The sequence below is a fragment of the Sporomusa aerivorans genome (assembly GCF_041428895.1).
GTDB classification, from domain to species: Bacteria; Bacillota; Negativicutes; order Sporomusales; family Sporomusaceae; genus Sporomusa; species Sporomusa aerivorans.
This window is the reverse complement of the sequence record NZ_CP156926.1, coordinates 2,504,073-2,529,627: the sequence shown is the minus strand read 5'-3', so window position 1 is coordinate 2,529,627 and position 25,555 is coordinate 2,504,073. Positions and strand designations below refer to the sequence as shown.

Genomic DNA, 25,555 nt, shown 5'->3' with positions numbered 1-25,555 from the left:
GCAGTATTTTATGCCGGCCAAAAGTTCAACTGCCGCAAAAAGCTTCATGTCCGGCCCGCTTTGCTTTTTAATTTGACTGGAAATAAAATCAGGTTCGAATTACGAGGTGTTGTCATGTTACCTGCCTATCTGACTCTAAAACAAGCCAGCGAAGTAAAAATAGAAATCAATAAATCTCTTTTTATTGCTTATGCCAGTCCTGCCGAAACAGAAACCGCGGCTGTTAGCTTCATTGAGGATATCAAAAAACGCCATCGCGAAGCCAACCACAATTGCTCGGCTTATGTAGCCGGCCAGCACGGCGAGCAGCAAAAAGCCGATGACGACGGTGAACCCGGCGGCACGGCCGGCAGACCGATACTGGAAGTTATCAACAAGTCGGGGGTCAAAAATACCGTAATTGTTGTAACCCGTTATTTCGGCGGCATCAAGCTGGGCGCCGGCGGCCTGATACGGGCCTATACCCAGGCAGCAGCCGCCGGACTGGAAGCCGCCACTGTCGTGGAGAAACAGCTTCATACCAGGCTGGCAATTGAAATAAACTATGCTTTGCTGGGAACGGTGGAAAACCAGTTGCGGCTCAATAATTATCCCATAGAATCGAAAGAATTCACCGATGTAGTCAAAATTACCGCTCTGGCCCGCAAAGGCAAGGAAGACAATCTTAGCCAGTTGATTGCAGATTGCACATCCGCCCAGGCCATCCTCCGGGAAACCGGCGAAATATATCTGGAGTCCATGCCGGAAATATAAACAAGCGCCCATCACGGGCGCTTGTTTATATTTATTTTACTTTGTATTAGACTTTCGCTTTGTGGGGAACCGGTTCATCAGCCGTGTCTACCTGCTCAGCCAGAATACCCATTTTATCAAACAGCGCAAAGGTCAGGCTAATCAGCACAGATACAATAGTACCCAGTGCCATGCCTTTCAGTTCAACGGCTCCGAGTTTGACAGCCGCTCCGCTTATGCCTAAAACAAGCACGGTAGATGTCAGAATAAGGTTTTTTGCTTGGGTATAATCCACTTTTTTCTCAACAAGCATACGAATACCGGCAGCAGCAATTACACCGAACAGCAGGATGCATACCCCGCCCATAACCGGTACCGGAATACTGCGAATAAGCGCAGCCAGCTTGCCAACGAAAGAGAGAGCTATGGCAAACGCGGCTGCCCCGCCGATAACCCAGACACTGTATACTTTGGTTATAGCCATAACACCGATATTTTCACCGTATGTGGTATTGGGGGTGGCGCCGACAAAGCCGGACAGGACATTGGAAAGGCCATCGGCGAACAGCGAACGGTGCAGACCAGGCTGCTTAATCAGGTCCCGCTCGACGATATTGCCTGTTACCACAAGGTGGCTGATATGCTCGGCCAGTACTACCAGCATGGCCGGCAGAATAATAATCATTGCACTTACATTGAACTCCGGAGTATAGAAGGTAGGAGCCTCAAACCAGGCGGCGTTGGCGATACTGTTCAAATCAACAATCCCCAGAATCAGCGACAGTACATAGCCGGCCACAACACCGATCAGAACGGGGATTACTGCGAAGAAGCCGCGGAATAAAACAGATCCCAGAATAGTTACTGCTAAAGTGAATACCGATACGATAACCGCTTTGTCAGCCGGGATGTTTAACTGCTGCATCATATCCCCGGTTAAACCGGCCATGCTGGCGGCAGCAGGAGCTAGCTCCAGGCCGATTGTGGCAACAATGGCCCCCATGGCTGCCGGCGGGAAAACCACATCAATCCATTTAACACCGACTTTTTTAACAATAAGCGACATAAGAATAAAGAAAAGACCGAAAAGGATAAATCCGCTTTGGGCGGCTGCATAGCCGTACTGGGACATGATCAGAAATACCGGCGAAATAAAGGCGAAACTGGAACCAAGATAGGCCGGAATCCGGCCTTTGCAGATGAACAAATACAGCAAAGTGCCGATACCGTTCATTAGGAGTGAGGTTGCCGGATTAATTTTAAACAGGAACGGCACCAATACCGTAGCGCCAAACATAGCAAATAAATGCTGCAGGCTCAGGGGAATGGTCTGGAGCAGAGGAAGCTTATCTTCAACCTGGATAATGTTTCTCGACATTAAAATTCCTCCTTTGATTACCCCGGTACACAATAGAAAAGCCTCTCGCGCAGGCGAGAGGCTACAAAGTCGCATAAACGGACTATCATTGCGTACCTTGCCGGCCTCTCTGGACCGTCTTAAAGGTTCATTTCTTTTAGTATAGTAAATAAAAACCACTTTGTCAATTCATTTAACTTACAAATCTGTCGGCTGGAGACTGTTGCTGGCTATGCTGTCCGCCTCCAGACTTTCCCTGACAGACCGTTCAATAATCGCCAGCATTTCAATAATCTCATCAACGGTACTGGCTAAAGGTGGCATAAAGATAATAACATCCCCTATCGGCCGAATGATAAGCCCGTATTGGCGGGCGGTAAGGCAGACGCGGCTGCCTGCCGCCTGCTCCCAGGGAAACGGTATCTTCCGGGCTTTATCCTGCATCAGTTCAATACCGATGATTAACCCACACTGACGAACATCGCCAACATAATCAAGGCGGGCTATTGTCTGTAACTTGTCAGCTGCAGCCTCTATCTTTGGCCCCAGCCCCTCAATTACTTTTTCGTCCCGGAATATCCTGAGGTTAGCCAGCGCCGCCGCGCAGGCGAGCGGATTGCCTGTATACGAATGGCCGTGGTAAAAGGTTTTTTTCTCGGCATACCCGCCTAAGAAGGCATTATATATTTCGTCGGTGGTCAGTGTTGCCGCCAAAGGCATATACCCGCCGGTAATACCTTTCGACAGTGTCATCATGTCAGGAGCTACCGCTTCCTGTTCACAGGCAAACATCTTTCCTGTCCGGCCAAAGCCGGTAGCCACCTCGTCGGCGATTAAAAGCACATTGTACTTTTGGGTTAGCTCCCTCACCTTCGCCAAATAGCCGGGCGGTGACATCAGCATACCTGCGGCAGCCTGCACCAGCGGTTCAATAATGAGGCCGGCAAGCTCGGCGTGATGCTCGCTCAAGACCTGCTCCAGCACGGAGGCGCACTGCATGCCGCAGGTTGTCCGGTCTGACGACAGTTGACAGTGATAACAGGACGGAGACGGAATATGTACCGGCGTAAACAAAAGCGGCTTAAATACCCGGTGAAACAAGTCGATGCCGCCGACACTGACAGTACCTACGGTATCACCATGATACGCTTGTTCCAGGGTAATAAACTTCTGCTTGGCCGGTTTTCCTTTATGCTGCCAGTATTGAAAGGCCATTTTAAGAGCAACTTCCACCGCCGTCGAACCGTCATCAGAATAAAATACTTTGTTAAGTCCCGGGGGAGCAATGCCTACAAGCTGTTCGGCCAGTTCGGCAGCCGGGATGTTAGCCAGGCCCAGCATTGTCGAGTGAGCTACTTTGCCAAGCTGGTCAATAATGGCCTTATCGATTTGCGCCTTGCGGTGCCCGTGAATATTGACCCAAAGTGAAGATACGCCGTCATAGAACTGATTGCCGTCAGTATCGATAAGCTTAACCCCCCGGGCGGCGGCAATAACCTTCTGAGGCCTTGTGCTCCAATCCTGCATCTGTGTGAACGGATGCCAGACATACTCTTTATCCTTCTTTTCAGCTTGATGCATCGTCTGTTCCCCCTGACATCAAATCAATTAAACGGTCCATTGCCAAATGCTGCTCAGCCATCTTCCCCAATTGTTCCATAGCCTGCCGGTCCTGCTTAACTTCACTGACTGAAGGAAATTTCCCCAGTACCGGTAAACCGGTCAGGCGCTCAATGTAGGCAAGATTACTGCGTTCCAGCACGGTAACCTGCTCCTCATCCCACCGGTTGATAATAATGCCGGCCAGCTTTATACCCCGTTGCCGCGCATATGCTGCAGTAAGCACAGTATGGTTAATGGTTCCCAGATTAGGCCTGGCAACAATAACAGCCGGCAGTCCAAGCGCCAGTATGGAATCAGCAACAAGATAATCCTGCCAGATTGGGGCGGTTATCCCGCCCACACCCTCAATCAGGGTAATTTCGGACGCTGCCAGCATAGCCCTGCAGGCATTTTCAAGCAGGCCGGTATTAATAGTCACGCCGCTCTCAATAGCTGCAACCGCCGGCGTTAACGCCGGCAACAAACATACGGGGTTAACCGCTTGCCGCCGGTCTTCACCGAGCCCCGCTGCGGCCATTAAAAAGGTGGCATCTTCCGACAGTAGCTTACCCGCTGAACTATAGACCCCGCCTGACGCTACCGGTTTGACCACACCGACATAAATGCCGCGTCCTTTTAAAGCGGCCGTAATCGCGCCACAGATAAATGTTTTGCCAACTTCGGTATCTGTCGCCGTAATAAATAGACCTCTGTTCATATTTATCTCTCCGTTGTTTTCAACTTGCCGACAGCCGCCGCAATCTTACCGGCAGCCTCACGCAGTTCTTCCTGTTCATGCCGGGCTGTAACAGTCAGCCGCAGCCTGCTGGTACCGGCCGGCACAGTGGGCGGTCTGATCGCCGCGATGACAAGTCCTTGCTCCTTTAGTTCGGCAGTCAGTCTCAGGGCATCATTGGCAGCCCCCACCATTATCGGGATGATAGGCGTTTCGCCGGAAACTACCGGTATTTGTCGGGCTGTCAGCAGGTTTCTTACATATTGGGCATTATCCCTTAGTTTCTCAATCCGATCCGGGTTGGCGGCAACGAATTGAAGAGCAGCCTGTGCTGCGGCGATAACGGCAGGCGCCAACGCGGTCGAAAAAATAAAACTGCGGGCTTTGTTTCTAATAGCTTCAATCAATAACCTTGAACCGGCAACAAAGCCCCCCTCTGCTCCAAGGGCTTTGCTTAAAGTACCGATTTGTACCTGAACTTTATCCTGAATGCCAAAATAGGCCGCCGTTCCCTTGCCCCCCGGTCCGATTACCCCGGTAGCATGGGCATCATCCACAACAACCAGACTGTCATACCGTTCAGCCAGTTTGACAATAACATCCAGCGGCGCTATATCGCCGTCCATGCTAAAGACTCCGTCTGTCACGATTAGCCGTTTTCCCCGGCAGCCTGTTGTTTTCAGCAATTTTTCCAAGTGCCCCATATCGTTGTGCCGGTAGACCAGCACCTGAGCCCGCGAAAGGCGGCAGCCATCGATAATGCTGGCATGATTAAGCTCATCGCTAAAAATAATATCATCCGGCCCGGCCAAGGAACTGATAACACCTAGGTTAGCCATATAGCCGGTATTAAAGACCAGGGCTGCCTCTGTTCCTTTAAACATGGCCAAAGCCTGCTCAAGCTGATCAAACAGCGGATATGTGCCGGTAGTCAATCTTGCCCCGCCTGACCCGGTTCCGTAACGGCGGATGGCCTCCATAGCCGCCTGCTGCACATGCGGCTCATGCGTCAAACCCAGGTAATTATTCGAAGCCAGCATCAGATATGTCTGCCCGTTCTGGATGACATGGGCGGCGTCAACAGGGTCATAGACTACTGTCTGACGATATAAGTTGTTAACTTTTACCTGCTCTAGATAATCAATCAGAAACTGCATCGCTGCGTGCCTCCCCCCCAGCCGGGACTTTGACTAGCACCGGCTGCTGTTCCAAGTAATAAATCAGCTCCTCTAAGTCGGCGTTTTTCCCGACAAAAAAGACCCGGCCGCCAACACTGCTGCCTAACGGTTTTAGCCTTGTAAAACGGGTATACCCAGCCGGTGTGGCAACATATCCGGCTGTATAATCCGGGTCATCTGACCAGCAAAGCTCAGCCAGCACCCCCGGCGCCGCCATGACTTTTGATGCTAATACGACGGCTTCCCGAATGTGAGCGCCGCTATAGCCCTGGCGCCTTAACCAGCACAAGTACGCCTGTTCGTCGACAACATCCATGCGGGACACACGCACTCCCCGGTCGGCGAAGGAGTCAAGGCGCTCCCCGGTCTGCGCGTCTATCAGCATAGCGCCGCGCATGCTGCCGGTTAAACATGCCAGTTTTTCAATACCTGCCGCGGCGGCAGCGGGAGTAACTCCACCCTGGATCAAGGCGGCCAGCGCGGCCGAACGGCCTCGCGCCGCATCGGGAACTTCAACCGACATAATCGGTAAACAGTTTGCCTCCCGCAAGTTCTCCGTCAGGACAGTCTCGACGGTAAAATTAATATAATCCGCTGCTCCCCTGCTGTGCGACAAAGCACGCCTAATCATAGCCGCTGCCGTGGATGTTAGCAGCTCATGCCCTACCAGCCGCTCAGCACCCGAAATGTGCCTGCCGCCTGCTTCATGGGCGCCCCCCTGGGCAGCCCGCATTCTAACGCTGTATAACATGGCCCAATACCTTGCCTTTCTGTTGCTTTACCCGCGCAAGCAATGCAGTTAACGGCCACGACGCTAAAGCCGTATACAGCATTCCCGGCATTGCGGCCAGCAACAACGGGATAGCCGCTTTACCAATGATACCGCCTAATGCCAGCCTGGCAACGGCCGAGCCAACCGGGCCGGCCAAGAGGATCACCGGCCAGGAACGTCCCAGCAGCATCAGGATTAACCCTACTGTAATTCTAAATATCATGGCGATAAACACATTTACCAGCGATTGAGTCCCCAGGACTAGGCCGGCTGCACTGGACAGCATGCCGGCCGTTATGTATTTGCCAAAGCCAAATACAGCGCAAATTGCCACAGCCAATGGCGCTGACAGTTGAAATTCAGTTCCCGGCAACAGGCCTGGCAGCTTGAAGGTACCGGTAATAGTGATAAAGGCCGCCAGCAGACCAACCTCGGTTATCCAGCCAACTCTGCTCTGCATCTCAGTCATTCCCGTACAATGTTTTATTCCTGGCACTGGCCGGTGCTGTTGCAAATCGCCGCATTATCTTATTATTGACAGCCACTGCCGTACCAAAAGCAATCATCAGATTGATAATATCCATGCACATTCCTCCACTCATTGTTAACTTATTAAGTCTTAGGTGGTTAACCTTTGTTTTATTAGTTAACCACTACATTCAGTAGTGGTTAACAGTTAAAATTATACTACGTTGCCTATCGCCTGTAAATTAGAAATGACAATTTATTATCAAATTCAGCGAAATGCTACCCAATATCAGCAATTATGGCTAAATATCATAATTTTTTATTAGAAACAAACTAATCAGATCACCGTTATGCAGGATTTGCTTAAGACACATGTTGAATAAAAGTACTATTTCAACTTTTACAGCACCTTAGAGAGGAGAACTGCGCATGCCGCAAATTCCCCGCCTGAACGTAACTGTATGTAAAATAGTATTTACTTACCTTTTAGTCAGTTTCATTTGGATTTTTGCCTCCGATGAACTCGTTAGAATGATAGCTGCCGATCCGGCAACCTTTCGAAATCTGTCGGTCATTAAAGGCTGGGTTTTTGTGCTTGTGACCGCAGCTCTCCTCTATATTCAAATCACACGTTATATCAGGCTCATAGAAACTAAAGAGGCCATGCTGACCAAGCGAAATGAAGAACTCACCGATTTAAGCGACAAACTATGCTGTCAATTACAGGAGACACAGTCGCATGAGGAAGAGCTAAAATTGCGTAATCAGGAGTTGGATCAGTTCGCTTATGTTGTATCCCATGATCTAAAAGCGCCCTTACGGGCCATAACCAATTTATCGGCATGGATTGAGGAAGATTTAAAAGACGATATGCCGGCGAGCATCCGGGATAATATGCTGTTGCTGCGCAAACGGGTGTATCGTATGGAGAATCTGATCCAGGGCATTCTTGAATATTCCAGAATCGGCCGGATAACCGGTCTGATTGAACTGTGCAATATACCCGTATTGCTTGCGGAAATTCTTGATGATTTGCACCCACCTGACAATTTTTATATTGAAATTGATCAAAACATACCTGCATTCATTACCGACAGTCTTCGTTTACGACAGGTTTTCACAAATCTAATTGATAATTCGATAAAACATCATGACAAGCCGGCAGGAAGGATTCGGGTCGGCGTAACAGACCTGGGCAACGCTTATGAGTTCTCAGTGTCAGATAACGGCCCCGGCATCGCCGCTCAGTATCACGAAAAAATATTTGAAATCTTTCAGGTGCTAAAGCCCAGGGATAGTACGGAAAATACCGGCGTTGGCCTGGCTTTGGTAAAAAAAATCGTGGAAAATCAAGGCGGTAAAATCCGAGTCCATTCAGTTGAAGCGCACGGAACCACCATGTACTTTACCTGGCCGAAATGTCAGGGGTAAGCGGTTATGCAAAAAAGGCATGCCGATTGGCATGCCTTTTTCTCTGGTTTATATAAGCTGTTAAAACATCTCATTGCATCCGGTCTGCGAAAAGCTGCTAGCACACCAGCTTGGTTATCTTCAGGCGATTCTGATTGCTGATATCTACGACTTTACCGTCGGAAAATCTGACAAGGCAGTTTTCCCTGCCGCTCCGGTTCCAGAATACCAATTGTCCTGTGCGGCCGTCGTTTAACATTACATAGCGCCCAATCAGGGTCTGACATAATTCATGCAGAAAGGGTGTGCTGTATTTAGGAGAAAACTTACCGGAAAAAGTATCAGCCTGAATAGTATCAATCGCGGCAAAGGGCGATACTTCCACCCCATATACCTTTTTAGAAGTCATAGCATCATAGACATCGGCGATACCAAGCACTTTGGCAATCGGGTGATTCTTGGCGGACCCGGTATGCAAAGGATAGCCCGAACCATCATCACGTTCATGATGCTGCAGAACCCCGTAACGTACAGGATCAGAAATCGCTTTGTAATTACGGAAGAATTTAAAAGCAATAGCCGGATGCTGGCGGACTAAGTTTAATTCTTCCTCATTCAGTTGACCAGCCTTATACAATACCTGAACAGGTATTTCCAGCTTGCCAAGATCATGCAGAATACCTGCTAAAATCAGGCTTTTTTGCTGAAATTCACTGCAAGCGCCGCTAAGACTGCCGATGATTCCTGCCAATATACCGACATTGACCGAGTGATGAAACAGGTAGTCTTCAGACCGGACAGTGGTATTTAGCAGAGCCGTAGCGCCAATTCCGCGTGAAGCTAACCCCATAAGGGAATCCGCAATTGCATCCAAAAGATCACAGTCCAGGTGTTTCTCCAGTCTCACCCTGGCAAAACATTTCTTTAAATCTTTCACCGCATTGTTGTATATATGTAAAAACTCATTTTCATGGTCTGCGGCCGTTGCCGCTATATCCGGTTCACAATACTCGGTACCGGTAAAATCCTCACTCATTTCAGGAACCAGGGGAGTATCGGGTATGGCTTCCGTGCCCGCTCGCTGAACAACAAACCGAACCCGCACAGAATCAACCTGATAAAGAGTCATTAATTGAATCTGCCGTTCTGTCAGGATAGTCCCCTCATGCAGCAGCACCCCGCCTCCGGGTGAAAGTACAGTTTCGCCAAGCTCAAGCCCAGGACTGAGCTGGTTAATCTTACATTGAGCAAAGCGGTAATGTTCAGCCATATATTTCCCTCCTTGGACATAGCCAAAATGTTACAAAATTTGAAATCGCCCTCTGCAAGTGCACTGCATAAATATCTTACTTCTCATTATTAGCGATTTTTCGCTAAAATTCAATATGCCTTTGTAAATCTTTATATTACATGCAGCATTTGCGGTGGATAGACGCTCCCCTGCCGGTAGTCCTTCATTATCAGTCTAATTCGCACAGCATGCCGCAATAGCTCATCAGGTAAATTGTCAATTTCTTCGCTGGACAGCCAGTGACAGTCAAGAATCTCGTCGGCTTTTGCCACAGCGGTCGAGTTCTCACCGGCCCGGGCGGTAAATACAAAATTTATATAATGATTATCGCTTGCTCCCTCATATACCCCTAAAAAGCCTTCAAGCTCAACATCAAAACCAACTTCTTCCCGCACTTCCCGTCTGGCTCCGTCGGCAATAGGTTCACCAAGCTCGAGATGTCCGCCAGGTAAATTATACTTGCCATAGGCATTTGTCTTTTTTTCTCTTACAAACAGGTATTTGCCATTCCGTTCAATAAGCGTACTCACATGTACAACAAAATCCATAGTTTTCCCTCCACACTCCAGTATCCCTAAACAGGGCTAGCCAATGCGCTTAAAATCCCTTTTGCTATTAAATTAACCCAATCTAGAGTTTATTCCTGCATATTTAACTAGCTGAAGATAATCCTGCACAGCATGGCGTGATTTAAAGATTGCCCGGGACACAGGCCTGTTAGCTGTTTTAACTTTTCCAGTCTGAAAACCAGGGTGTTGCGGTGGATGTAGAGTGCTTTGGCAGCGCTGGACACATTGAGATTATTGGCCAGCAGCATATTTACCGTATTTCGCATATCATATTTAACCTCGATCTGCGTACTTATCCTGTTTTTTATACACTGCAAGGCATAGCAGGAATGAATGGCTCCCGGTTCTCTGATCAGGAATGCGATAAGTGTATCAAAGTCATATATTGAGTCAACACTGGCACCTGTCTGACTTTTTGTTTGCGCGAACTGCGCTTCCTTGTATGAATCACGCAGTTCAAACGGCGAAAATGCGAGACTTCCCATACCAAGGCGTAAATCCCGATGCCGCTCGCAATCAAGCTGTTTAAGCAGCGCCGATGCCCACTGCTTAAAATCTTCAACTGTTGCCTCGGCCGTAAAATGCTTAAAAATTATTAATTCATCGTCAACGAAGAAAAACAGGTCAGCCGCAGTGATAAGCAGCGAGGCATCCAGTAGTTGGGTAAGCGTTTCCCTAGCCCGGGAAGTAATAAGATCATGCTCGCCGTATTGACTAAAAGCATTCTTTACAATAACGCTAACCGAAACAACAGCTGCAAGACGCGGTAAATCGAGTTTAAAGCGTAGCAATTTGGCTACTTTTTCTATTTGGGCCGAATGCTCCCGGCAATGTTCGGCCAGCAGCATATGCAGAAATTGTTCCCTTAGCTGCAGATTGGCTCTAAACTCCTCAACCAGGCTTTCCCTTTCCAGAATGAGTTCGGTGACCATCTTTACCAGTTTGGTAGTATTACGAACGGCATCAGGATGCCCGGATACCCCTACAACGCCAACAACCTGACTGCCAAGTATAATCGGCCAGTTCAGTCCGGGCCTTGCCCCGGGATATTGTTCCAGGTTCTCCGGATATATCTCAATTGCCTTGCCGCTGCGAATAACTTCCATAGCACCCTGGTGGTACGTATTGAGCCTGTTACTTTCCCCTGACCCGATAATTAGGCCTGAACTATCCATAATATTGATATTCTGCTGAACCAACGGCATGATATTATCAACAATATGCCGGGCTAGCTCGGCAGTAATGATCATAATATTCTCTCCCTTCCCGGCCTGTTGTCTACATTATACATCAAAATAAGTACTATTCACATTTTTAATTAGTTCTATTGTGCATTTTAACCAATCACGTCTTACTTATGGCTTAGATGGTTATTCAATACAGATAATTGAAAACATTTGCCGCTTTCAGGTAAAATTAATGTATAGGAATCCAATAAAGATTTTCTGCCAAGCAGGGCATCAGCCGCGCTTCGCCGCTGGCGCTTAACCTATCTTTTGCTAACTCTGAAAACCTTTATTGGATACCAGGAGTGTTTACTATAAATAAGGACGTGATTATAATGCGCATCGTGGTAGCGCCTGACTCGTACAAAGGCAGCCTGTCTGCAGTGGCTGTGGCTTCGGCAATGGAACAAGGGATACTCTCGGTCTTCCCCCATGCAGAGGTGATCAAAGTTCCTATAGCCGATGGCGGTGAAGGGACGGTAGAAGCTCTCGTAACAGCCACCCATGGACGCATTATCCATGAAGAGGTTACCGGTCCGTTAGGTGATCCGGTTCAAGCGTTTTGGGGGTTGCTGGGGGACGGAGAAACAGGCGTGATAGAAATGGCGGCGGCATCCGGCCTTCCGCTTGTACCTAAGGACCGGCGTGATCCACGCATTACTACTACCATAGGTACCGGACAATTGATTAAGTCGGCCCTTGACCAGGGTGTAAGGAAACTGATTATCGGCATTGGCGGCAGCGCTACTAACGACGGTGGCGCCGGTATGGCCCAGGCACTGGGGGTTAAATTCCTTGATGCCGCCGGTCAGGAACTTCCGCCGGGCGGGGCCGCCCTGGCAGGTTTAACTGCTATCAACCTGGCCGGACTTGATAGCCGGTTAATCGAAACAACTATCATGGTAGCCTGTGATGTTGACAATCCGCTGTGTGGTCCCAGAGGCGCCAGCGCCGTATATGGTCCGCAAAAAGGAGCCACGCCGGCAATAATTGCCGAGCTTGACGCCGCACTCGGCCAGTTTGCCGCTATCGCTAAAGCAGCTACCGGGAAGGATATTGCCGAACTGCCCGGCGCCGGAGCCGCCGGCGGTCTGGGCGCCGGCCTGTTGTTCTTCACCAACGCGCAACTGCGTCCGGGGGTAGAAATTGTTTTGGAGACCACCAGTTTTGCAGCTATTGTTAAAGATGCGGCTTTAGTCATTACCGGCGAGGGTAATACCGATTTCCAGACTGCGTATGGCAAAGCGCCTGTCGGCGTAGCCAAAATCGCCAAACAGTTCAATGTGCCGACTGTCTGCCTGTCGGGCGGATTGGGGAAAGATCATGAAAAGGTCCTGGAACACGGCATTAACGGTTTAATGAGCATTCTGCCTCACCCAATGTCGCTGGAGGAATGCGTAGCCTCAGCATCTCCGCTTGTCCAGTCGGCAGCCGCCAGATTATGCCGCTTAATACAGATTGGCAGTACAATCCATAATCGATAGCATGTATTGAGCCGTCTACCAAGGTAGACGGCTCAATTGTCATTTATGTTCAATTTTTAAACTTCGCCACAGAACCTCCAGGAACTTTTGTCTTGTAAACGGTTTTACAATATACCCGTCAACCCCGAAGCCTATGGCGGTTTGCACTGTGCGGATATCATTATTGGAACTGCAGATAATTATCTTGGTTTTCGGGGACAAAAGTTTTATGTCCCGTAAAGCTTCCAGACCGGCTTTCCTGGGCATTACCACATCCAGGGTAATGAGGTCATACTTGCTGTCCGGCGGTAACATCTTAATTTTGTTTATTGCATCAATTCCATCTTCCGCCTCATCAATCTTGTCCACACCAATTTCGCGCAGATGTGAAGCAATGAATTCCCGGCTTATTTTGGAATCATCGACAACAAGTACACGCATTGCTATCCCGCCTTCTAGATAAACTCTCTATACTAGTATAAAACGTATATTGTCACCCTACAACAACATTTTATTAAAAATATTGTGATAATACCCTAATTATTTTACCAAAAGCCGCAAGGCCCTTCGTTGCAGCAGATCGCCGACAAAGAGCCCTGAAGTGTCTGTTCCCTATCAATTTTAACTAAGTATTGTAAATATGTTGCTTATTTCCCTACACAGCCAAACTGGCCTGTTGCCTGAGCTACAGACGCAATGGTGCGGGGAATATTTGCGTTAATCCTGATTAATTTTTTCCAGCCTGTCGGCAATACGCTTCAAAGACTTAGCTATGCTATATAGTAAGTATAGACCGCCACCGGCTACGGCTATATGCAGTAAACTGACCACAGCAATACCATAAGGAAAGTGATGACCGTACATGTAAATAACCTCCTTGCATTCGCTTGAACATTTATATAAACAGAAAAGTTCTACACCTTCCTGCAGCCTTTAGAACCTATACTCCTATAATAAGCACCAATTTTTAGAATTTATTTAGAAACTTATGACTCCTCCGCTGCCCTAAGCTAATACATAATCCCGGTTACCCGGGGGATAAGATTTGACTCTGTCATTGCCGTCAGCATATTATGTAGTATCTCAGCAAAGGAGTTATGACCCATTATGAAAAATAAAAGAAAAAAACCAAGGGAATATCCTGAGATAATCGAGTGGACAGAATATCCCGTCAATCGACAATGCTGTATTCCGTTCAATTGCTTTCCCTTCCATTGCCGCCCGTATTTCTGCCGGCCGTACCGGTTGTGCCGGCCATATGACTGTTGCAATCCGCATATCATTCTCTGGCCAACCTGAATAAAGAAACCGCGGCTTGCGCCGGGCCTTGGGCAAAGGCGGAGGCGAAGGTTGACTTCTATCAGAATAAAAAAGCAGGCTAAGAAACCTGCTTTTTTTTCTGGAGAGCGCATATTCAGTTTCCCGGATTAGTCCTAATAATACTACTGTGTCTTTGGCTCATACAATTACATAACGCATCCAATTCTTGTATAAGCTGTTTTTCAGTACATTTATCGCTTCTCTCTTTAAGAGCGCAACAGATTTCCCGGATTCGGTTACAGAGTTCCTCTTCAGTCATTTTATTGGCTCTACCTCCAAATTCCATCAATCATAGTCCCTTATTTATACCATGGTGGCCCATTCTCATTATCTCATGTATTGCCCGCCGGTGGCGCTCATTCTCATGCTTTTGCCGCTCATGCCAGGCCCGCTTGCTTTCAAAGGGACGCCGCCGCATTTCGTGTTCATGCCGTCGGTTTTCTTCCCGCAATCTATGCTCTTTTTCTCGCTCCAACTGACGGCGATTGTGGTCATGCCGGTCCTCATACCTTGACATTTCAGTTTCTCTGGGCGATGCTTCGGCAGCCGTGACAAACAATCCCATTTGCATTAATCCGACCATGGAATAAATAATCAGTTTCTTAACCAATGCGCTCATGAATATCCCTCCTATAGTTGCTAACTTAAGGATAATATGGGATTGTGACAAAATAATGACAGAAGTATAGCTGCGCGGTTACCTTGCGCGCCTATACTTCTGTCATTAGCATATATGCCAAAGCAACTTTAACCCTAGACCATACGCAGTATACTCCGCAGAGAATCCCTTTAGGAAGTGGTCTAACCAAGCGCTAAATACATACAGTGTATTAGAGGTGGTAGCTGTGTTTTGGTATCTTTCCATTTTGACTATGGTGGTTGTCGGCCTTGGGTTAATAGTAGGAATATGGCTGAAATTGCTTGAGGATGAACAAGGAAGCAAGATACTGGGGTTATATGCTGTTGCCATTTGTTTCCTTTTACTGGTAACCACAATGCTTTCGTATCGACTATTCCTAAGCCGCTGAACGCTGTGCCAACTGACTATCTCCCCAACCTTCCCGGCATTAACAACACGTGCATCAATCCCCTCAAGCCCCGCTGGCATCATATACAACATAGCTGTTTTTCTTTACTTTGGCTTTATACATGGCAATATCCGCATTCTTTAGCAGTTCTATCGCGCTACTTCCGTGTTTCGGATAAAATGCAACTCCTATACTGGGAGTTGGCGAAATAGCTACACCTTTAACTTGTACAGGATCAGCAAAAAGCAGCAGCAATTTCTTCATCATTAATTCTGCACTTTGTTCGTTGACATTCTTCAGATACAGAACAAACTCATCGCCGCCAAAGCGAGCCCCAAAAACATTTTCATTAAAGAATGATCTAATTCGGTTGGCAATCACAATAAGGAATTGGTCACCAGCGTCATGCCCATATTGATCATTAATAAATTTAAAATTGTCCATATCCAGAAAAACAACAGCGCCACCAGCCGAATCCCCGGCAATGCATATCTCTTCGCTTACAACCTTCTCAAAGGAAAGGCGATTAGGCAGTCCTGTCAGGGCATCATGATAGGCTTGCGCCTGTAATTTATCTTCCGCGCAGATTATCTTGCGATAAGCTATGAGTCCAACAAAAATGAAAGTTATAGCCGCAATGATCACTAAACCAAAAACGTTTTTTTTAGCTTGCATAGCCGTTTCCAAAACACCGTTAGTTTTTTCCGCTATATCGCGCTCATGAAAAGCTACGATCATTTTCATGCCATTGTTCACGCGTTCTGCATACAGCAGGCAATCTTCCATTCGATCCTGAGCCTCATTGGGATTACTATTAGCAGGATTAATGATTTGAAAAACGATATCCTTATAGCCCTTCCAATTTCTTTCCACATACGCGTGCAAAGCTTTCTCGTCGTCCCGATAACTGAAGCTATGAATATAGACCTTGTCAATCAATTCAATCTGTCTGCTGATTTGCTCTTGAATATATTTTCGTTTATCGGCATTCTCGGAAAGAATAAACCGAGATACCAGCCAGGGGACTTTGTTGATCTGCTCCTGGGCTTCTACTACCAGGCTTAATTGTTTAACATTTTCTTCGTGAACTGTCTGCACACTTTTTTCAATAACAGCTAACTCACCGGTAACAAAATTACGAATATAAAAAGTAACAGTCAACATTGTAATAAATAATGTCGCGAGTGCAAGTTTGCTTGATTTCATACAAATTCCTCCGGCATGCTCGTGGTTCCAATATTCTACTTACTTTCACATATTTCCTGCAGACTAAAGCAAGCGAAACTGCAGACACAAAAAAAGGCCGTTTACCAGCATAGGTAAACGGAATAAAAAAACATATAGCAGTAAATATTATGTCAAAGTAATTATACTACAATTATGATAAAAAGAATAGTCTATCTGTCTCAGAGGTATATTTTGCTTCCCCAGTGGTTAAAAAAGCCTTTTACATAACTATTATCTTTTTACTTTTCTAACCCTATTTCACTTTTATCCTTCAGTACACCCCATTGCCGGTGTAAATAAGGCGAATTCTTGAATCTATTGTAGAAATATTTCATATAAGATTTTGGTTTTACTCTGGATAAATTACATTAATCGCAATTAAAAGATCGTAAAATATATTTATGTGCAGGAAAGGGAGTGAACGCATGTTTCAAAAGCTGGTTGAACTGGCAAAAGAAGTGCATAAAGCCGGATTATCACACGATTGCATTTATGATATCGTTTCATATGTTAAAGAAAATAATCAGTTACCGCAAGATGAGCTTTTTCAGGAATTAAATAAAATTGTTGATGACTATAAGGAAGCTCACGGAGAAACAGTAAAATACGTAGAGACTAACTGAATTCTTTTAAAATATTATACTGATAATAAATAGACCGGGTAAAGCAAACCCGGTCTATGCGTTTGAGCGGGAAACAGTTCGCAATTCACAGCACTCCCGTCTTGATAGCCGCCCTGGCCAGCGAATCACATCTGTTGTTTTTTTCATTGTCACTATGCCCCTTCACTTTAACCCAGCTAACGCTATGAGCATCTAATAATTCCATTAACCGCATCCACAAGTCTTGATTTTCAACAGGGGTCTTTTTGCTGGTCTGCCAGTTATTCTTCTGCCATTTCTTTATCCAGTTGTCAGTAAAAGCCTTACATACATAGGCACTATCTGTATATATTACTATTTCACATGGCCTTTTTAATGCCTCTAATGCTTTTATCGGTCCGGTCAATTCCATCCGGTTATTGGTAGTATGTGATTCGTAACCGGATAATTCTTTTTCGACCCCTTTATAAATGAGTATAGCTCCCCAGCCACCAGGTCCAGGATTGCCGCTGCAGGCTCCATCGGTATATATTTCAATCTTATCCATAACACTCCTATTGCCGTTGTCTTTATTCAACGAAAATCCGTCGCAGTACATCATATACTACGGCCAATTAATTAAATCCTGCACACCCGGCGGGCAAAGTTATATATTTGAAACAAAAAAATGCCGCTTACCTGTCAGGTAAACGGTGGCAAGGGAATAAATCTTCCTATTTGGCAATTATAGTTATACTATAATTCCACTGTCTTGAATAGTTTTTCCGCCTCAGCTGCATTATATAGCGACCGATCGGCAAATATCCGACAGCCATCTTCACAAAAACCCTACACGGCTAATCAAAATATTGCTGCTCCGTCTTATCCTTCTGTTTCAATACTAACCTGCAAAACTACAATGGTGTATTGATATTATAGATATTTGCTTTGACTTTCATAAGCATTTATTGCATTTGATGTATAGAAATCGGTTGTATAATCGTCCTGATCATCTGTGCTATCTATATTGCTAACGCCGCTTATGCTGGTTGTGCCGCTTCCCCCGGTAAGGCCATCTGTTGCGAGTACTTCACAGGCCCCACAGTTAACGCAAGTTGCATTGCCCTGCGGACAATTGGATGTACCGGTTGAACCGGCTGATGAACCGGACGCTGTCCCGGATACTGCACCGGCTGATGCGCTGGCATTAATTCCGGCACTGCTCAATTCTACACTATCCCCACTAGAAATACTTAAAATGCTGGTCTGATTTTCTTGCGAACTAGAATTTGCAGGATATATGGACTGATATAAGCTTGTTGCTGAAGAAACTGATGAAATCGACATTGGTCTCCTCCTTTTACTTGTTTTCTTTATTATCTACTTAATTTGTTTTGATTGTGTTTGAAAAGCGCTGGCTGGCAAAATTGATACTGACGGTACCGTCTTTCAGAGCCTTGACTGTAGCGGGTACAGGCTTAACTTAAGAAACAAAAAACAGCGATTTCCCTATCGCTGTTTTTTTAATACTATTTTTCTCCGGATGCATTCACTAAGAAGATTGCGCTGTTCATTCTACGCCATGATTCCATGAATAATACATGCTGTCGCGCTTTCTGAGCGTAACGCCTGCTTCTCAAATTCTAAAAATATTCCCCTGGTCATCAAATTGCATTGGTTTTAATTCTTCGAGCAACTCAAGATTTGTTCCTTCCTTCACTTCCCGGACCAGGCTTTCTGAAACCTCGATAATCTCAACTTCATTGGTATTTTGAATATGGACGACTCTGGCATTTTCCGGCTTAGTAACGCCAATACAGGTTAGAGCTGCTCCAATACTCTCCTTCTCGGTTGCAAAATAGATTGGTAATCTTCCCTTTTCGGGAGATTGGGCCGTTATGCAATTAAAATAAGTAGACCATAAATCAAGTTTATCCACCAGCTTCTTAGTCGTAAAATCTGCGAGACCGACTCCCGTAGCCATACCATGGCTTTCCTCGGTGGTGTCCAATACAACAATTCTTTTTACGATCGGTTTTTCTGGTTCTTTTTGTCCAAATACAAGAATTCTCCCGATGACATTGGTATCCATACCGGCGCCGCTGATGTTCTTGCCCATTTCATCCACAATAAGAACATCCAGTTCTTCAAAAGGCAGTTTTCCCAGCATCGTCTTAGCCAAATTCAGCAGTCCTTTTTCTTCGCTGGCTATTTCGTCAGGCAACATTGCTTTTATATGGGCTGTTTCGTGATAATAATTTTCTACCGAAGCAAAGGCAAAAGCCACCGGCAAGTGCTGGATGATATAAGAGCCCACTTCTGTAATGGTTTTTTCATAACCGAAATCCAATGCATATTGGTGAACAGTTAGTGCGCCTTTGGGGTTACCGACCCCAATAGCGCAAATCTTGTGAATACCACTTTCGATCTCGCCCTCAAATTCAGTATGTTCTTTAACGCGGTTAAAAAGAATAAGCTTATCGAGCTGTTCAGACAGGGTAATGTCATTAACATAGACAGGTATCCCTTGCCCGGTTATACCGATTTGACTGGCTTCACTACAGGCAAGAACAGGAACATTCATAGTTTCCGCGCTAATCCCTAAAGACCTGAGCATCTCTACTTGCCCTTGCGCCGTACCTCCGCCATGCGAACCCATTGCCGGCAGAATGAAGGGTTCTCCGCCAACTTTCTTCACTTCGTCAATAAGCACTTCCACGATAGCTTTTAAGTTAGCTATACCTCGGCTGCCGACTGTTATGCCAACCTTCTCCCCGGGCTTGATACGATCCGCCATGTTGATTCTTTTCACTTCTTCGCTGACTGCATTTTTGATTTCTGTAATCGCGGGCTGAGCTATACTTTGCCTAACCTTAGCCATTTTAGGAAACTTAACGGTTTCTGCGTACATACTCTCCACTCCTTGTAAAATTCTCACCCGGGATCAAGGTTTTCCCTATCCCTTCGGCTAAGCAGTAACACAGCGGATACTCACCTTCCCTATAGCGGCAACCAGCCTGGCCACAGATTTCTCCTGTTATAAGTACGCAGTCGCCACTTCTGCGGCCAGGCTAAGCGGTAATTCACTCCGCCTCGTTATATTCGAAATATTTTTAATATTAACGGCAGCTTGTTGTCTGGCCAGGCGGCACTACGTTGTTACGCTGGAGCGGAATATCGGGCTTCACGAATAACCAGGCGATAATTCCAATAACTGCAGACAACGCCGTCACAATAATTGCGGCTTGCCAACCGTAATTGGTTGCGATCCAGGCGGTCAGTAACGGGGCTATGCAGCCACCGATATTGCCCCAAAAATTCATCCAGCCTGAGACCGAGCCCGAGAATTTCCCGCCAAGATCGATACACGCTGACCAACCGGCAGGAAATGACAGGCCAAGCGAGCCCAACGACAAAGTTAGCCAAAATACATTCAAGGTCGGATTTGTCGCGACGGCTCCTAAGTAGAGAAATAGTGAGCAAAAAACCAGGCCGGTTATACCAAGGTAGGACCTCGCCTTAGCTTTGGAAGCGCCTGCCGCTACCAACCGGTCGCTGAGCGCCCCCACAGAAAGTGTCACTATGCACAATGCTGCCCACGGGAATGAGGCGGCTATACCCATTTTTGCCAATGAGAACTTCTGAGCTTCCATGAGATATAAGGGCAGCCAAGCCAGGTACACATACATTATGTAATCTACGATAAAATACTGAATACCGATGGCCCAAAATTGAGTTGAAGTTATAAAACTCTTCCAGGGGGCAAGCTCCTTCTTATCCTCTGCGGCCGCATTCCGCCCCGCGTCAATATATTTTAATTCCGCTGCAGAGACGTATGGACTTTCTTTGGGTGAGTTCTTGGCAAATATCAGCCATCCCAGAGCAATTAGAATTCCTGCCAGGCCAAAGATTACAAATACCGAACGCCAGCCAAAAGCTAACATCAACGCGACAGTAATTGCCGGCCCGAAAACCGGCCCTACAAAAGCGCCGCTCAGCATAACGGAAGATGCTTTTCCCTTTTCCTCCGGGTTATACCATCTGGCAATAAAAGTACTGAGCGCCGGATAAACCGGACCTTCCCCCAACCCAAACGCCCCTCTGACAATCACCCATTGTGAAAACGTGGTAGCGGCGGCAGTAAGAGCGGTAAATACCGACCACCAGGTAACAGCAGCCACAACAACGATCCGATGCCGGAAGTATTCCGCCAGAATCCCCCCGGGTACTTGCATAGCGGCATATCCCATGAAAAAAACTGTTTGGAAAAAGCCAATATCCATTTTGGTAAAATTAAATTCTCGCATAATTTCAGGCGTAGCAACCGACAGATTAACCCGATCCATATAAGAAATAAAAGTTATGAGGAACATTAGTACTGCTAATACCCATCTAAAATTTTTCATTTTTGGGGCTCCTCTCCATTTCCTTAATATAACGGCTAGTCCTAGTTAACTGGAATCCTTAACCCAAGCATTCTCCCACCCATGGATACTGGTCTATGCTATGCTGTGACGCTCCCCCTCGGCAAAGCGTATCTTCATACCTCCGGGCAGCAGCAAAACATATCTATTTCCGTACAGGCACCGTATTTGCAGCCGCGGTCATTACAGTAATTGTATAATCTTCACGCCCAAGTTTCTCTTTAGCGATGACAAGCGCCTCTTGCGCCGTAGCTGCAGGGATCATACCGGCTTTTCTAATGAATTCTGCATTTTCCTGTTTGGTTACAATGATCAGCGAGACTTGACGGGCTATATCCAATAATCGGTAAGCCAGGAAGCCCGGAATGGTAAAATTATTTCTTAGAGCCATTTCATGCGCCAGCATTGTTGGATATTTAAACCAATCGCTAAATTCAGCCGGCTCCATGATGTCCGGCAGTTCCATAAAACAAATAACCACACCACCCGGTTTCGCAGCCATAAAGGCATTGTCAATTGTTTTGACACCCTGGTATAGGTTAATGTCTTTGGGAAAGCCGCCAGCAGTCGCAACAACCAAATCAGCCTGTGCAGAAATAGGAACTCCGTATATTTCATCGACGATTTTGGTGCCGGCCAGCCAGGCTTCATACCAATGTCCGGCAACAAATTTGGCAAACTTGTTTTCCGGTGTAAACACGGCATTTAATAAAAAGTCCGGCTTAGCCAAAGCTGCTTGCTCAAGCATGTCTTCATTCATTTCATTTCCGGCCAGCTTGCCTGAAACGCAATTCGGGTTCAGCCCTTTACCAACTTCCTTATTCATACAGAACAAATGATTGCCCTGAATTGTTTTAAAGCCGCTGATACCTGGTAATATTGCTTTGCGGCCGCCACCGAAACCAGCCATCAGGTGATGAACAATACCGCCGGTCAAAATCACCTTGTCGGCCTCAGCCACCCGTTTATTAATGTAACAGTCAACTCCGCTCTTGGTTTTCCCAGTGTACACAAGCTCAGCTTGATTATGGCAGTCATGGTTATTTACCGCGACCCGCCGGCATACCTCCTCTCCACACAGTACAACAAACTCTTCTTTTGTATTTAAACGATGAGCACCAGGCGCAATGATAATGAATATGTGCTTATCGGGAACACCTGCGTCATTTAATTCGTCTAATAAAATAGGCAGAAACTGGTCGAACCTAACCCAGGCGCGTGTAATGTCACTAACCACTACCGCCACTGTATCACCGGGTTTTACAACTTCCCTGAGCGGCGGGGTTCCGATAGGATTACGCAGCGCAGCGCGTACCGTGTCAGACAAATCGCTAATTGGCGGCCAGGGTTTTCCCAGGACATTATTGATAATTTTACCTGCTGGCAAACCTAGCGTTATCTTGGTATTGCCATAACCAAACTCAAATACTGTTTCCGGCATAAAGCACCTCCAAATTAAATATTGTTTCAATATTCCGACATGTGAAAGCAGATTGCATCGCGCGGCCCTGATCAGTCATCAGTAGCAGTTTTCCGTTGCTGCGGGAAAGACGGGTGTGTTTAACGCCGGCGACTGGTGTAATACCAGTCGCCCGTCCTTCCTAAGCTCATTTACGCTACTGAATAGCACTTCCCTTAACCCAGTGAACCTTAACTTTAATGCCCTCTTCAAAAACTTTAAAACGGAAGCATCTATTGATCTGCCTTGAGGTGCATCACGAAATCATACCCTCTGTTAAGAGCCTCCTGGTTTGCAGGCACCATTTCCGGCTTTGAGGAAAACTTCTTGGCAAAGGCATTCACTAAGGATTCTTTCTGTACAACACATGTCGCCGCCAATAACGCGCCTAAGGCCACCATATTTATCATCTTACTATTGCCTAACTCACTAGCAATTTCGTTAATGGGTACACTGTACGCTTTGATATCTTTGCGCTGCACCTGTTTATTGACTAGCGAACTATTGATAATCATAGTTCCATTGGCCTTCATGGCTGGCTCAAATTTGTCAAGTGACGGAAGGTTCATAATTACTGTTGCAGTTGGCTCGGTAACAATGGGCGCTCCTACCGAGGCATCGGAAATAATTACGGAGCAATTCGCTGTCCCGCCCCGCATTTCCGGTCCGTAGGACGGCATCCACGATACTTTTTTGTTTTCCAGCATACCCGCATAGGTCAGAAGCTGGCCCATAACCATTACCCCCTGCCCGCCAAACCCGGACATGATAATATCGTGCCTCATTCTTTCACCCCCTCAATATTTTTAAAGACACCAAGCGGAAATTGCGGCAGCATATTTTCCTTCAGCCACTTCTTGGCTTCTACCGGCGACTTACCCCAATTTGTCGGGCATGTGGACAATACTTCCACCAGAGAAAATCCTTCCCCGCGCATTTGAACTTCAAAAGCGGTTCTAATCGCAGTCTTGGCCTTAGTCATATTAGCCGGATCGTTAACGGAAACCCGTGCGATATACTTAGCCCCATCCAGGGTGGCCAGCAATTCGGACAAACGTATCGGCGCCCCGGCGGAGGAAAGCTGCCTGCCGTAGGGAGAGGTCGCTGTTACTTGGTTTACCAGGGTCGTTGGCGCCATTTGCCCCCCAGTCATACCATAGATAGCATTATTTACAAATATTGTGGTTATCTTTTCACCCCGTGCGGCCGCATGAACAATTTCCGCCATGCCAATGGCGGCAATATCGCCATCCCCCTGATAGGTAAATACAACATTCTCAGGATGTACCCGTTTAACGCCGGTGGCAACTGCGGGGGCACGGCCGTGAGCCGCCTGCTGCGTATCTACCTCAAAATATATATCGGCCAGTGCTGCACAGCCGACAGGTACAACACCTATCGTTTTTTTCCTTACATCCAGCTCATCAATTACTTCTGCTACCAGGCGATGAATGATGCCATGCTGACAGCCCGGGCAATAATGAGTCGGCACGTCCGCTAACGCTTGCGGTCTAGCAAACAACTTTTCAGCCATGGTTATTTGCCCCCTTTGTTCGCTTTAAATATTTCGACTATCCGTTCGTAAATATCTTGCGGGCTCATCATCATACCGCCTGTGCGGCCTAAGAAATGAACTGGTTTGGAACATCTAATAGCAAGATTAACATCTTCCACCATCTGTCCGGCACTCAACTCTACCGTCAGAACGTCCGCTGCATTGCTTACCGCCTTAGCTAAAGCGGCTTTCGGGAAAGGCCATAAGGTAATAGGACGGAATAAACCGACCTTATAACCATTTTCCCGGGCCATTTCCATTGCTGAATAAGCAATTCGGGACGATATCCCATAGGCTACAAGAACTAGCTCAGCATCGTCAGTTGACGTTTCTTCCCAGCGTACTTCCCGCTCCTGAAGCATGGCGTATTTTGCCTGCAGGGCATTATTCACTTGCTCCAGCGTCTCAGGTTTAAGATAAAGCGTGTTGATCCTGTTAGGGCTAACCCGGTCCCCTATACCCATGGTAGCCCATGGCTTATCAACAGGTATTAACCGCAAATCCTCAAAGCTAACCGGCTCCATCATTTGACCAAGAGCCCCGTCGCCTAAAATCATTACCGGATTGCGATACTGGTCCGCTAGGTTAAAGGCGCTCACAGTTAATTCCGCCATTTCCTGAACGCTGTTTGGCGCAACCACAATACAGTGATAATCCCCATGGCCGCCGCCTTTGGTCGCCTGAAAATAGTCAGCCTGCCCGGGCTGAATGCCGCCGAGCCCGGGACCGCCTCTCATGATATTAACAATTACGCATGGCAGTTCACCGGCGGCAATGTAAGAAATCCCCTCTTGCTTAAGGCTTACTCCCGGACTCGACGATGAAGTCATTACCCGGGCACCGGCTCCGGCGGCTCCGTAAACCATATTAATAGCAGCAATTTCGCTTTCCGCCTGCAAAAATACACCGTTGACCTGCGGTAAACGCTTGGCCATGTATTCGATCAGCTCGGACTGCGGGGTGATCGGATAACCAAAATAATGTCTGCAGCCTGCGATAACAGCCGCCTCGCCTATCGCTTCATTGCCTTTCATCAATACTTTTTCAGACATTTCTTCACTCCCATTCTATTTATAAAGTAGACTTAGCTTCAGTTGGGGTTTTAACCCTATCTGAAGGTTAGCCGTCCTTATCCAGGGACTTAGCCGCTCGCCTGT

Annotated in this window: 27 protein-coding genes; 5 read left to right on the top strand and 22 right to left on the bottom strand. The window is 46.9% G+C overall.

Annotated features, from left to right (window positions below):
- Positions 1-114: 114 nt before the first annotated feature.
- A complete protein-coding gene (locus SATMO3_RS11825; protein ID WP_371380989.1) occupies positions 115-753 on the top strand; it encodes a YigZ family protein in 639 nt (212 codons plus the stop codon).
- Positions 754-799: 46 nt separating this feature from the next.
- On the opposite strand, the gene uraA is transcribed toward SATMO3_RS11825, so the two are convergent.
- The 7 genes from uraA to SATMO3_RS11790 form a co-directional block, all read right to left on the bottom strand.
- On the bottom strand, positions 800-2,110 hold the full coding sequence (uraA, locus tag SATMO3_RS11820; protein WP_371380988.1) for a uracil permease: 1,311 nt from the start codon (positions 2,108-2,110) through the stop codon (positions 800-802).
- Positions 2,111-2,287: 177 nt separating this feature from the next.
- Complete coding sequence (gene bioA, locus SATMO3_RS11815; protein ID WP_371380987.1) at positions 2,288-3,670, bottom strand: adenosylmethionine--8-amino-7-oxononanoate transaminase; 1,383 nt, start codon at positions 3,668-3,670, stop codon at positions 2,288-2,290.
- Positions 3,657-4,409 carry a dethiobiotin synthase gene (bioD, locus tag SATMO3_RS11810; RefSeq protein ID WP_371380986.1) on the bottom strand — a complete coding sequence of 251 codons (753 nt, stop codon included), beginning with the start codon at positions 4,407-4,409 and terminating at the stop codon, positions 3,657-3,659. The genes bioA and bioD overlap by 14 nt, the downstream gene beginning before the upstream one ends.
- 2 nt (positions 4,410-4,411) lie before the next feature.
- Entirely contained in the window at positions 4,412-5,584 is a 1,173-nt protein-coding gene (bioF, locus tag SATMO3_RS11805; RefSeq protein ID WP_371380985.1) for an 8-amino-7-oxononanoate synthase, read from the bottom strand.
- Positions 5,568-6,356: a 6-carboxyhexanoate--CoA ligase gene (locus SATMO3_RS11800; RefSeq protein ID WP_371380984.1), complete on the bottom strand. Its 789-nt coding sequence runs from the start codon at positions 6,354-6,356 to the stop codon at positions 5,568-5,570. Before SATMO3_RS11800 ends, bioF begins: the two co-directional genes overlap by 17 nt.
- Positions 6,340-6,837 carry a hypothetical protein gene (locus SATMO3_RS11795; RefSeq protein WP_371380983.1) on the bottom strand — a complete coding sequence of 166 codons (498 nt, stop codon included), beginning with the start codon at positions 6,835-6,837 and terminating at the stop codon, positions 6,340-6,342. The genes SATMO3_RS11800 and SATMO3_RS11795 overlap by 17 nt, the downstream gene beginning before the upstream one ends.
- 1 nt (position 6,838) lies before the next feature.
- Positions 6,839-6,961, bottom strand: a complete 123-nt coding sequence (locus tag SATMO3_RS11790) for a hypothetical protein (protein WP_371380982.1) — start codon at positions 6,959-6,961, stop codon at positions 6,839-6,841.
- 313 nt (positions 6,962-7,274) lie between these two features.
- Here SATMO3_RS11790 and SATMO3_RS11785 point away from each other — a divergent pair, with 313 nt between their 5' ends.
- Positions 7,275-8,276 carry an ATP-binding protein gene (locus tag SATMO3_RS11785; RefSeq protein WP_371380981.1) on the top strand — a complete coding sequence of 334 codons (1,002 nt, stop codon included), beginning with the start codon at positions 7,275-7,277 and terminating at the stop codon, positions 8,274-8,276.
- A 97-nt stretch (positions 8,277-8,373) separates the two neighbouring features.
- Here the strand turns inward: SATMO3_RS11785 and SATMO3_RS11780 are convergent, their stop codons facing one another.
- From SATMO3_RS11780 to SATMO3_RS11770, 3 genes are all read right to left on the bottom strand, one after another.
- Positions 8,374-9,525: an HD-GYP domain-containing protein gene (locus SATMO3_RS11780; protein WP_371380980.1), complete on the bottom strand. Its 1,152-nt coding sequence runs from the start codon at positions 9,523-9,525 to the stop codon at positions 8,374-8,376.
- A 131-nt stretch (positions 9,526-9,656) separates the two neighbouring features.
- On the bottom strand, positions 9,657-10,094 hold the full coding sequence (locus SATMO3_RS11775) for an NUDIX domain-containing protein (protein ID WP_371380979.1): 438 nt from the start codon (positions 10,092-10,094) through the stop codon (positions 9,657-9,659).
- A gap of 107 nt (positions 10,095-10,201) precedes the next feature.
- The gene (locus SATMO3_RS11770; RefSeq protein WP_371380978.1) at positions 10,202-11,365 is read right to left on the bottom strand and encodes a CdaR family transcriptional regulator; all 1,164 of its coding nucleotides are present in this window, start codon (positions 11,363-11,365) and stop codon (positions 10,202-10,204) included.
- Between the two features lie 311 nt (positions 11,366-11,676).
- Here SATMO3_RS11770 and SATMO3_RS11765 point away from each other — a divergent pair, with 311 nt between their 5' ends.
- On the top strand, positions 11,677-12,825 hold the full coding sequence (locus SATMO3_RS11765) for a glycerate kinase (RefSeq protein WP_371380977.1): 1,149 nt from the start codon (positions 11,677-11,679) through the stop codon (positions 12,823-12,825).
- Positions 12,826-12,864: 39 nt separating this feature from the next.
- On the opposite strand, the gene SATMO3_RS11760 is transcribed toward SATMO3_RS11765, so the two are convergent.
- From SATMO3_RS11760 to SATMO3_RS11750, 3 genes are all read right to left on the bottom strand, one after another.
- The gene (locus SATMO3_RS11760; RefSeq protein ID WP_371380976.1) at positions 12,865-13,245 is read right to left on the bottom strand and encodes a response regulator; all 381 of its coding nucleotides are present in this window, start codon (positions 13,243-13,245) and stop codon (positions 12,865-12,867) included.
- A gap of 276 nt (positions 13,246-13,521) precedes the next feature.
- Positions 13,522-13,668 carry a hypothetical protein gene (locus SATMO3_RS11755; RefSeq protein WP_371380975.1) on the bottom strand — a complete coding sequence of 49 codons (147 nt, stop codon included), beginning with the start codon at positions 13,666-13,668 and terminating at the stop codon, positions 13,522-13,524.
- A gap of 745 nt (positions 13,669-14,413) precedes the next feature.
- On the bottom strand, positions 14,414-14,743 hold the full coding sequence (locus SATMO3_RS11750) for a hypothetical protein (protein ID WP_371380974.1): 330 nt from the start codon (positions 14,741-14,743) through the stop codon (positions 14,414-14,416).
- A gap of 226 nt (positions 14,744-14,969) precedes the next feature.
- Between SATMO3_RS11750 and SATMO3_RS11745 the strand changes: the two genes are divergently transcribed.
- Positions 14,970-15,152, top strand: coding sequence for a hypothetical protein (locus SATMO3_RS11745; protein WP_371380973.1), 183 nt, complete (start codon positions 14,970-14,972; stop codon positions 15,150-15,152).
- A 63-nt stretch (positions 15,153-15,215) separates the two neighbouring features.
- Here the strand turns inward: SATMO3_RS11745 and SATMO3_RS11740 are convergent, their stop codons facing one another.
- Positions 15,216-16,358, bottom strand: a complete 1,143-nt coding sequence (locus SATMO3_RS11740; protein WP_371380972.1) for a diguanylate cyclase domain-containing protein — start codon at positions 16,356-16,358, stop codon at positions 15,216-15,218.
- A 446-nt stretch (positions 16,359-16,804) separates the two neighbouring features.
- Here SATMO3_RS11740 and SATMO3_RS11735 point away from each other — a divergent pair, with 446 nt between their 5' ends.
- Positions 16,805-17,002 (top strand): hypothetical protein, encoded by a 198-nt coding sequence (locus SATMO3_RS11735; protein ID WP_371380971.1) that lies wholly within the window; start codon positions 16,805-16,807, stop codon positions 17,000-17,002.
- 85 nt (positions 17,003-17,087) lie between these two features.
- Here SATMO3_RS11735 and rnhA read toward each other — a convergent pair whose 3' ends face one another.
- The 8 genes from rnhA to SATMO3_RS11695 all read right to left on the bottom strand — a co-directional run bounded on the left by rnhA (position 17,088) and on the right by SATMO3_RS11695 (position 25,450).
- Entirely contained in the window at positions 17,088-17,528 is a 441-nt protein-coding gene (gene rnhA / locus SATMO3_RS11730) for a ribonuclease HI (protein ID WP_371380970.1), read from the bottom strand.
- 365 nt (positions 17,529-17,893) lie between these two features.
- Positions 17,894-18,307, bottom strand: coding sequence for a hypothetical protein (locus SATMO3_RS11725; RefSeq protein WP_371380969.1), 414 nt, complete (start codon positions 18,305-18,307; stop codon positions 17,894-17,896).
- Positions 18,308-18,596: 289 nt separating this feature from the next.
- Complete coding sequence (locus tag SATMO3_RS11720; RefSeq protein ID WP_371380968.1) at positions 18,597-19,871, bottom strand: lactate racemase domain-containing protein; 1,275 nt, start codon at positions 19,869-19,871, stop codon at positions 18,597-18,599.
- A gap of 208 nt (positions 19,872-20,079) precedes the next feature.
- On the bottom strand, positions 20,080-21,366 hold the full coding sequence (locus tag SATMO3_RS11715) for an MFS transporter (protein ID WP_371380967.1): 1,287 nt from the start codon (positions 21,364-21,366) through the stop codon (positions 20,080-20,082).
- A gap of 163 nt (positions 21,367-21,529) precedes the next feature.
- Complete coding sequence (gene larA / locus SATMO3_RS11710) at positions 21,530-22,825, bottom strand: nickel-dependent lactate racemase (RefSeq protein WP_371380966.1); 1,296 nt, start codon at positions 22,823-22,825, stop codon at positions 21,530-21,532.
- Between the two features lie 251 nt (positions 22,826-23,076).
- Positions 23,077-23,628 (bottom strand): 2-oxoacid:acceptor oxidoreductase family protein, encoded by a 552-nt coding sequence (locus SATMO3_RS11705; protein ID WP_371380965.1) that lies wholly within the window; start codon positions 23,626-23,628, stop codon positions 23,077-23,079.
- The gene (locus tag SATMO3_RS11700; RefSeq protein WP_371380964.1) at positions 23,625-24,377 is read right to left on the bottom strand and encodes a thiamine pyrophosphate-dependent enzyme; all 753 of its coding nucleotides are present in this window, start codon (positions 24,375-24,377) and stop codon (positions 23,625-23,627) included. Before SATMO3_RS11700 ends, SATMO3_RS11705 begins: the two co-directional genes overlap by 4 nt.
- Positions 24,378-24,379: 2 nt before the next feature.
- The gene (locus SATMO3_RS11695) at positions 24,380-25,450 is read right to left on the bottom strand and encodes a 3-methyl-2-oxobutanoate dehydrogenase subunit VorB (protein ID WP_371380963.1); all 1,071 of its coding nucleotides are present in this window, start codon (positions 25,448-25,450) and stop codon (positions 24,380-24,382) included.
- Positions 25,451-25,555 lie beyond the last annotated feature (105 nt).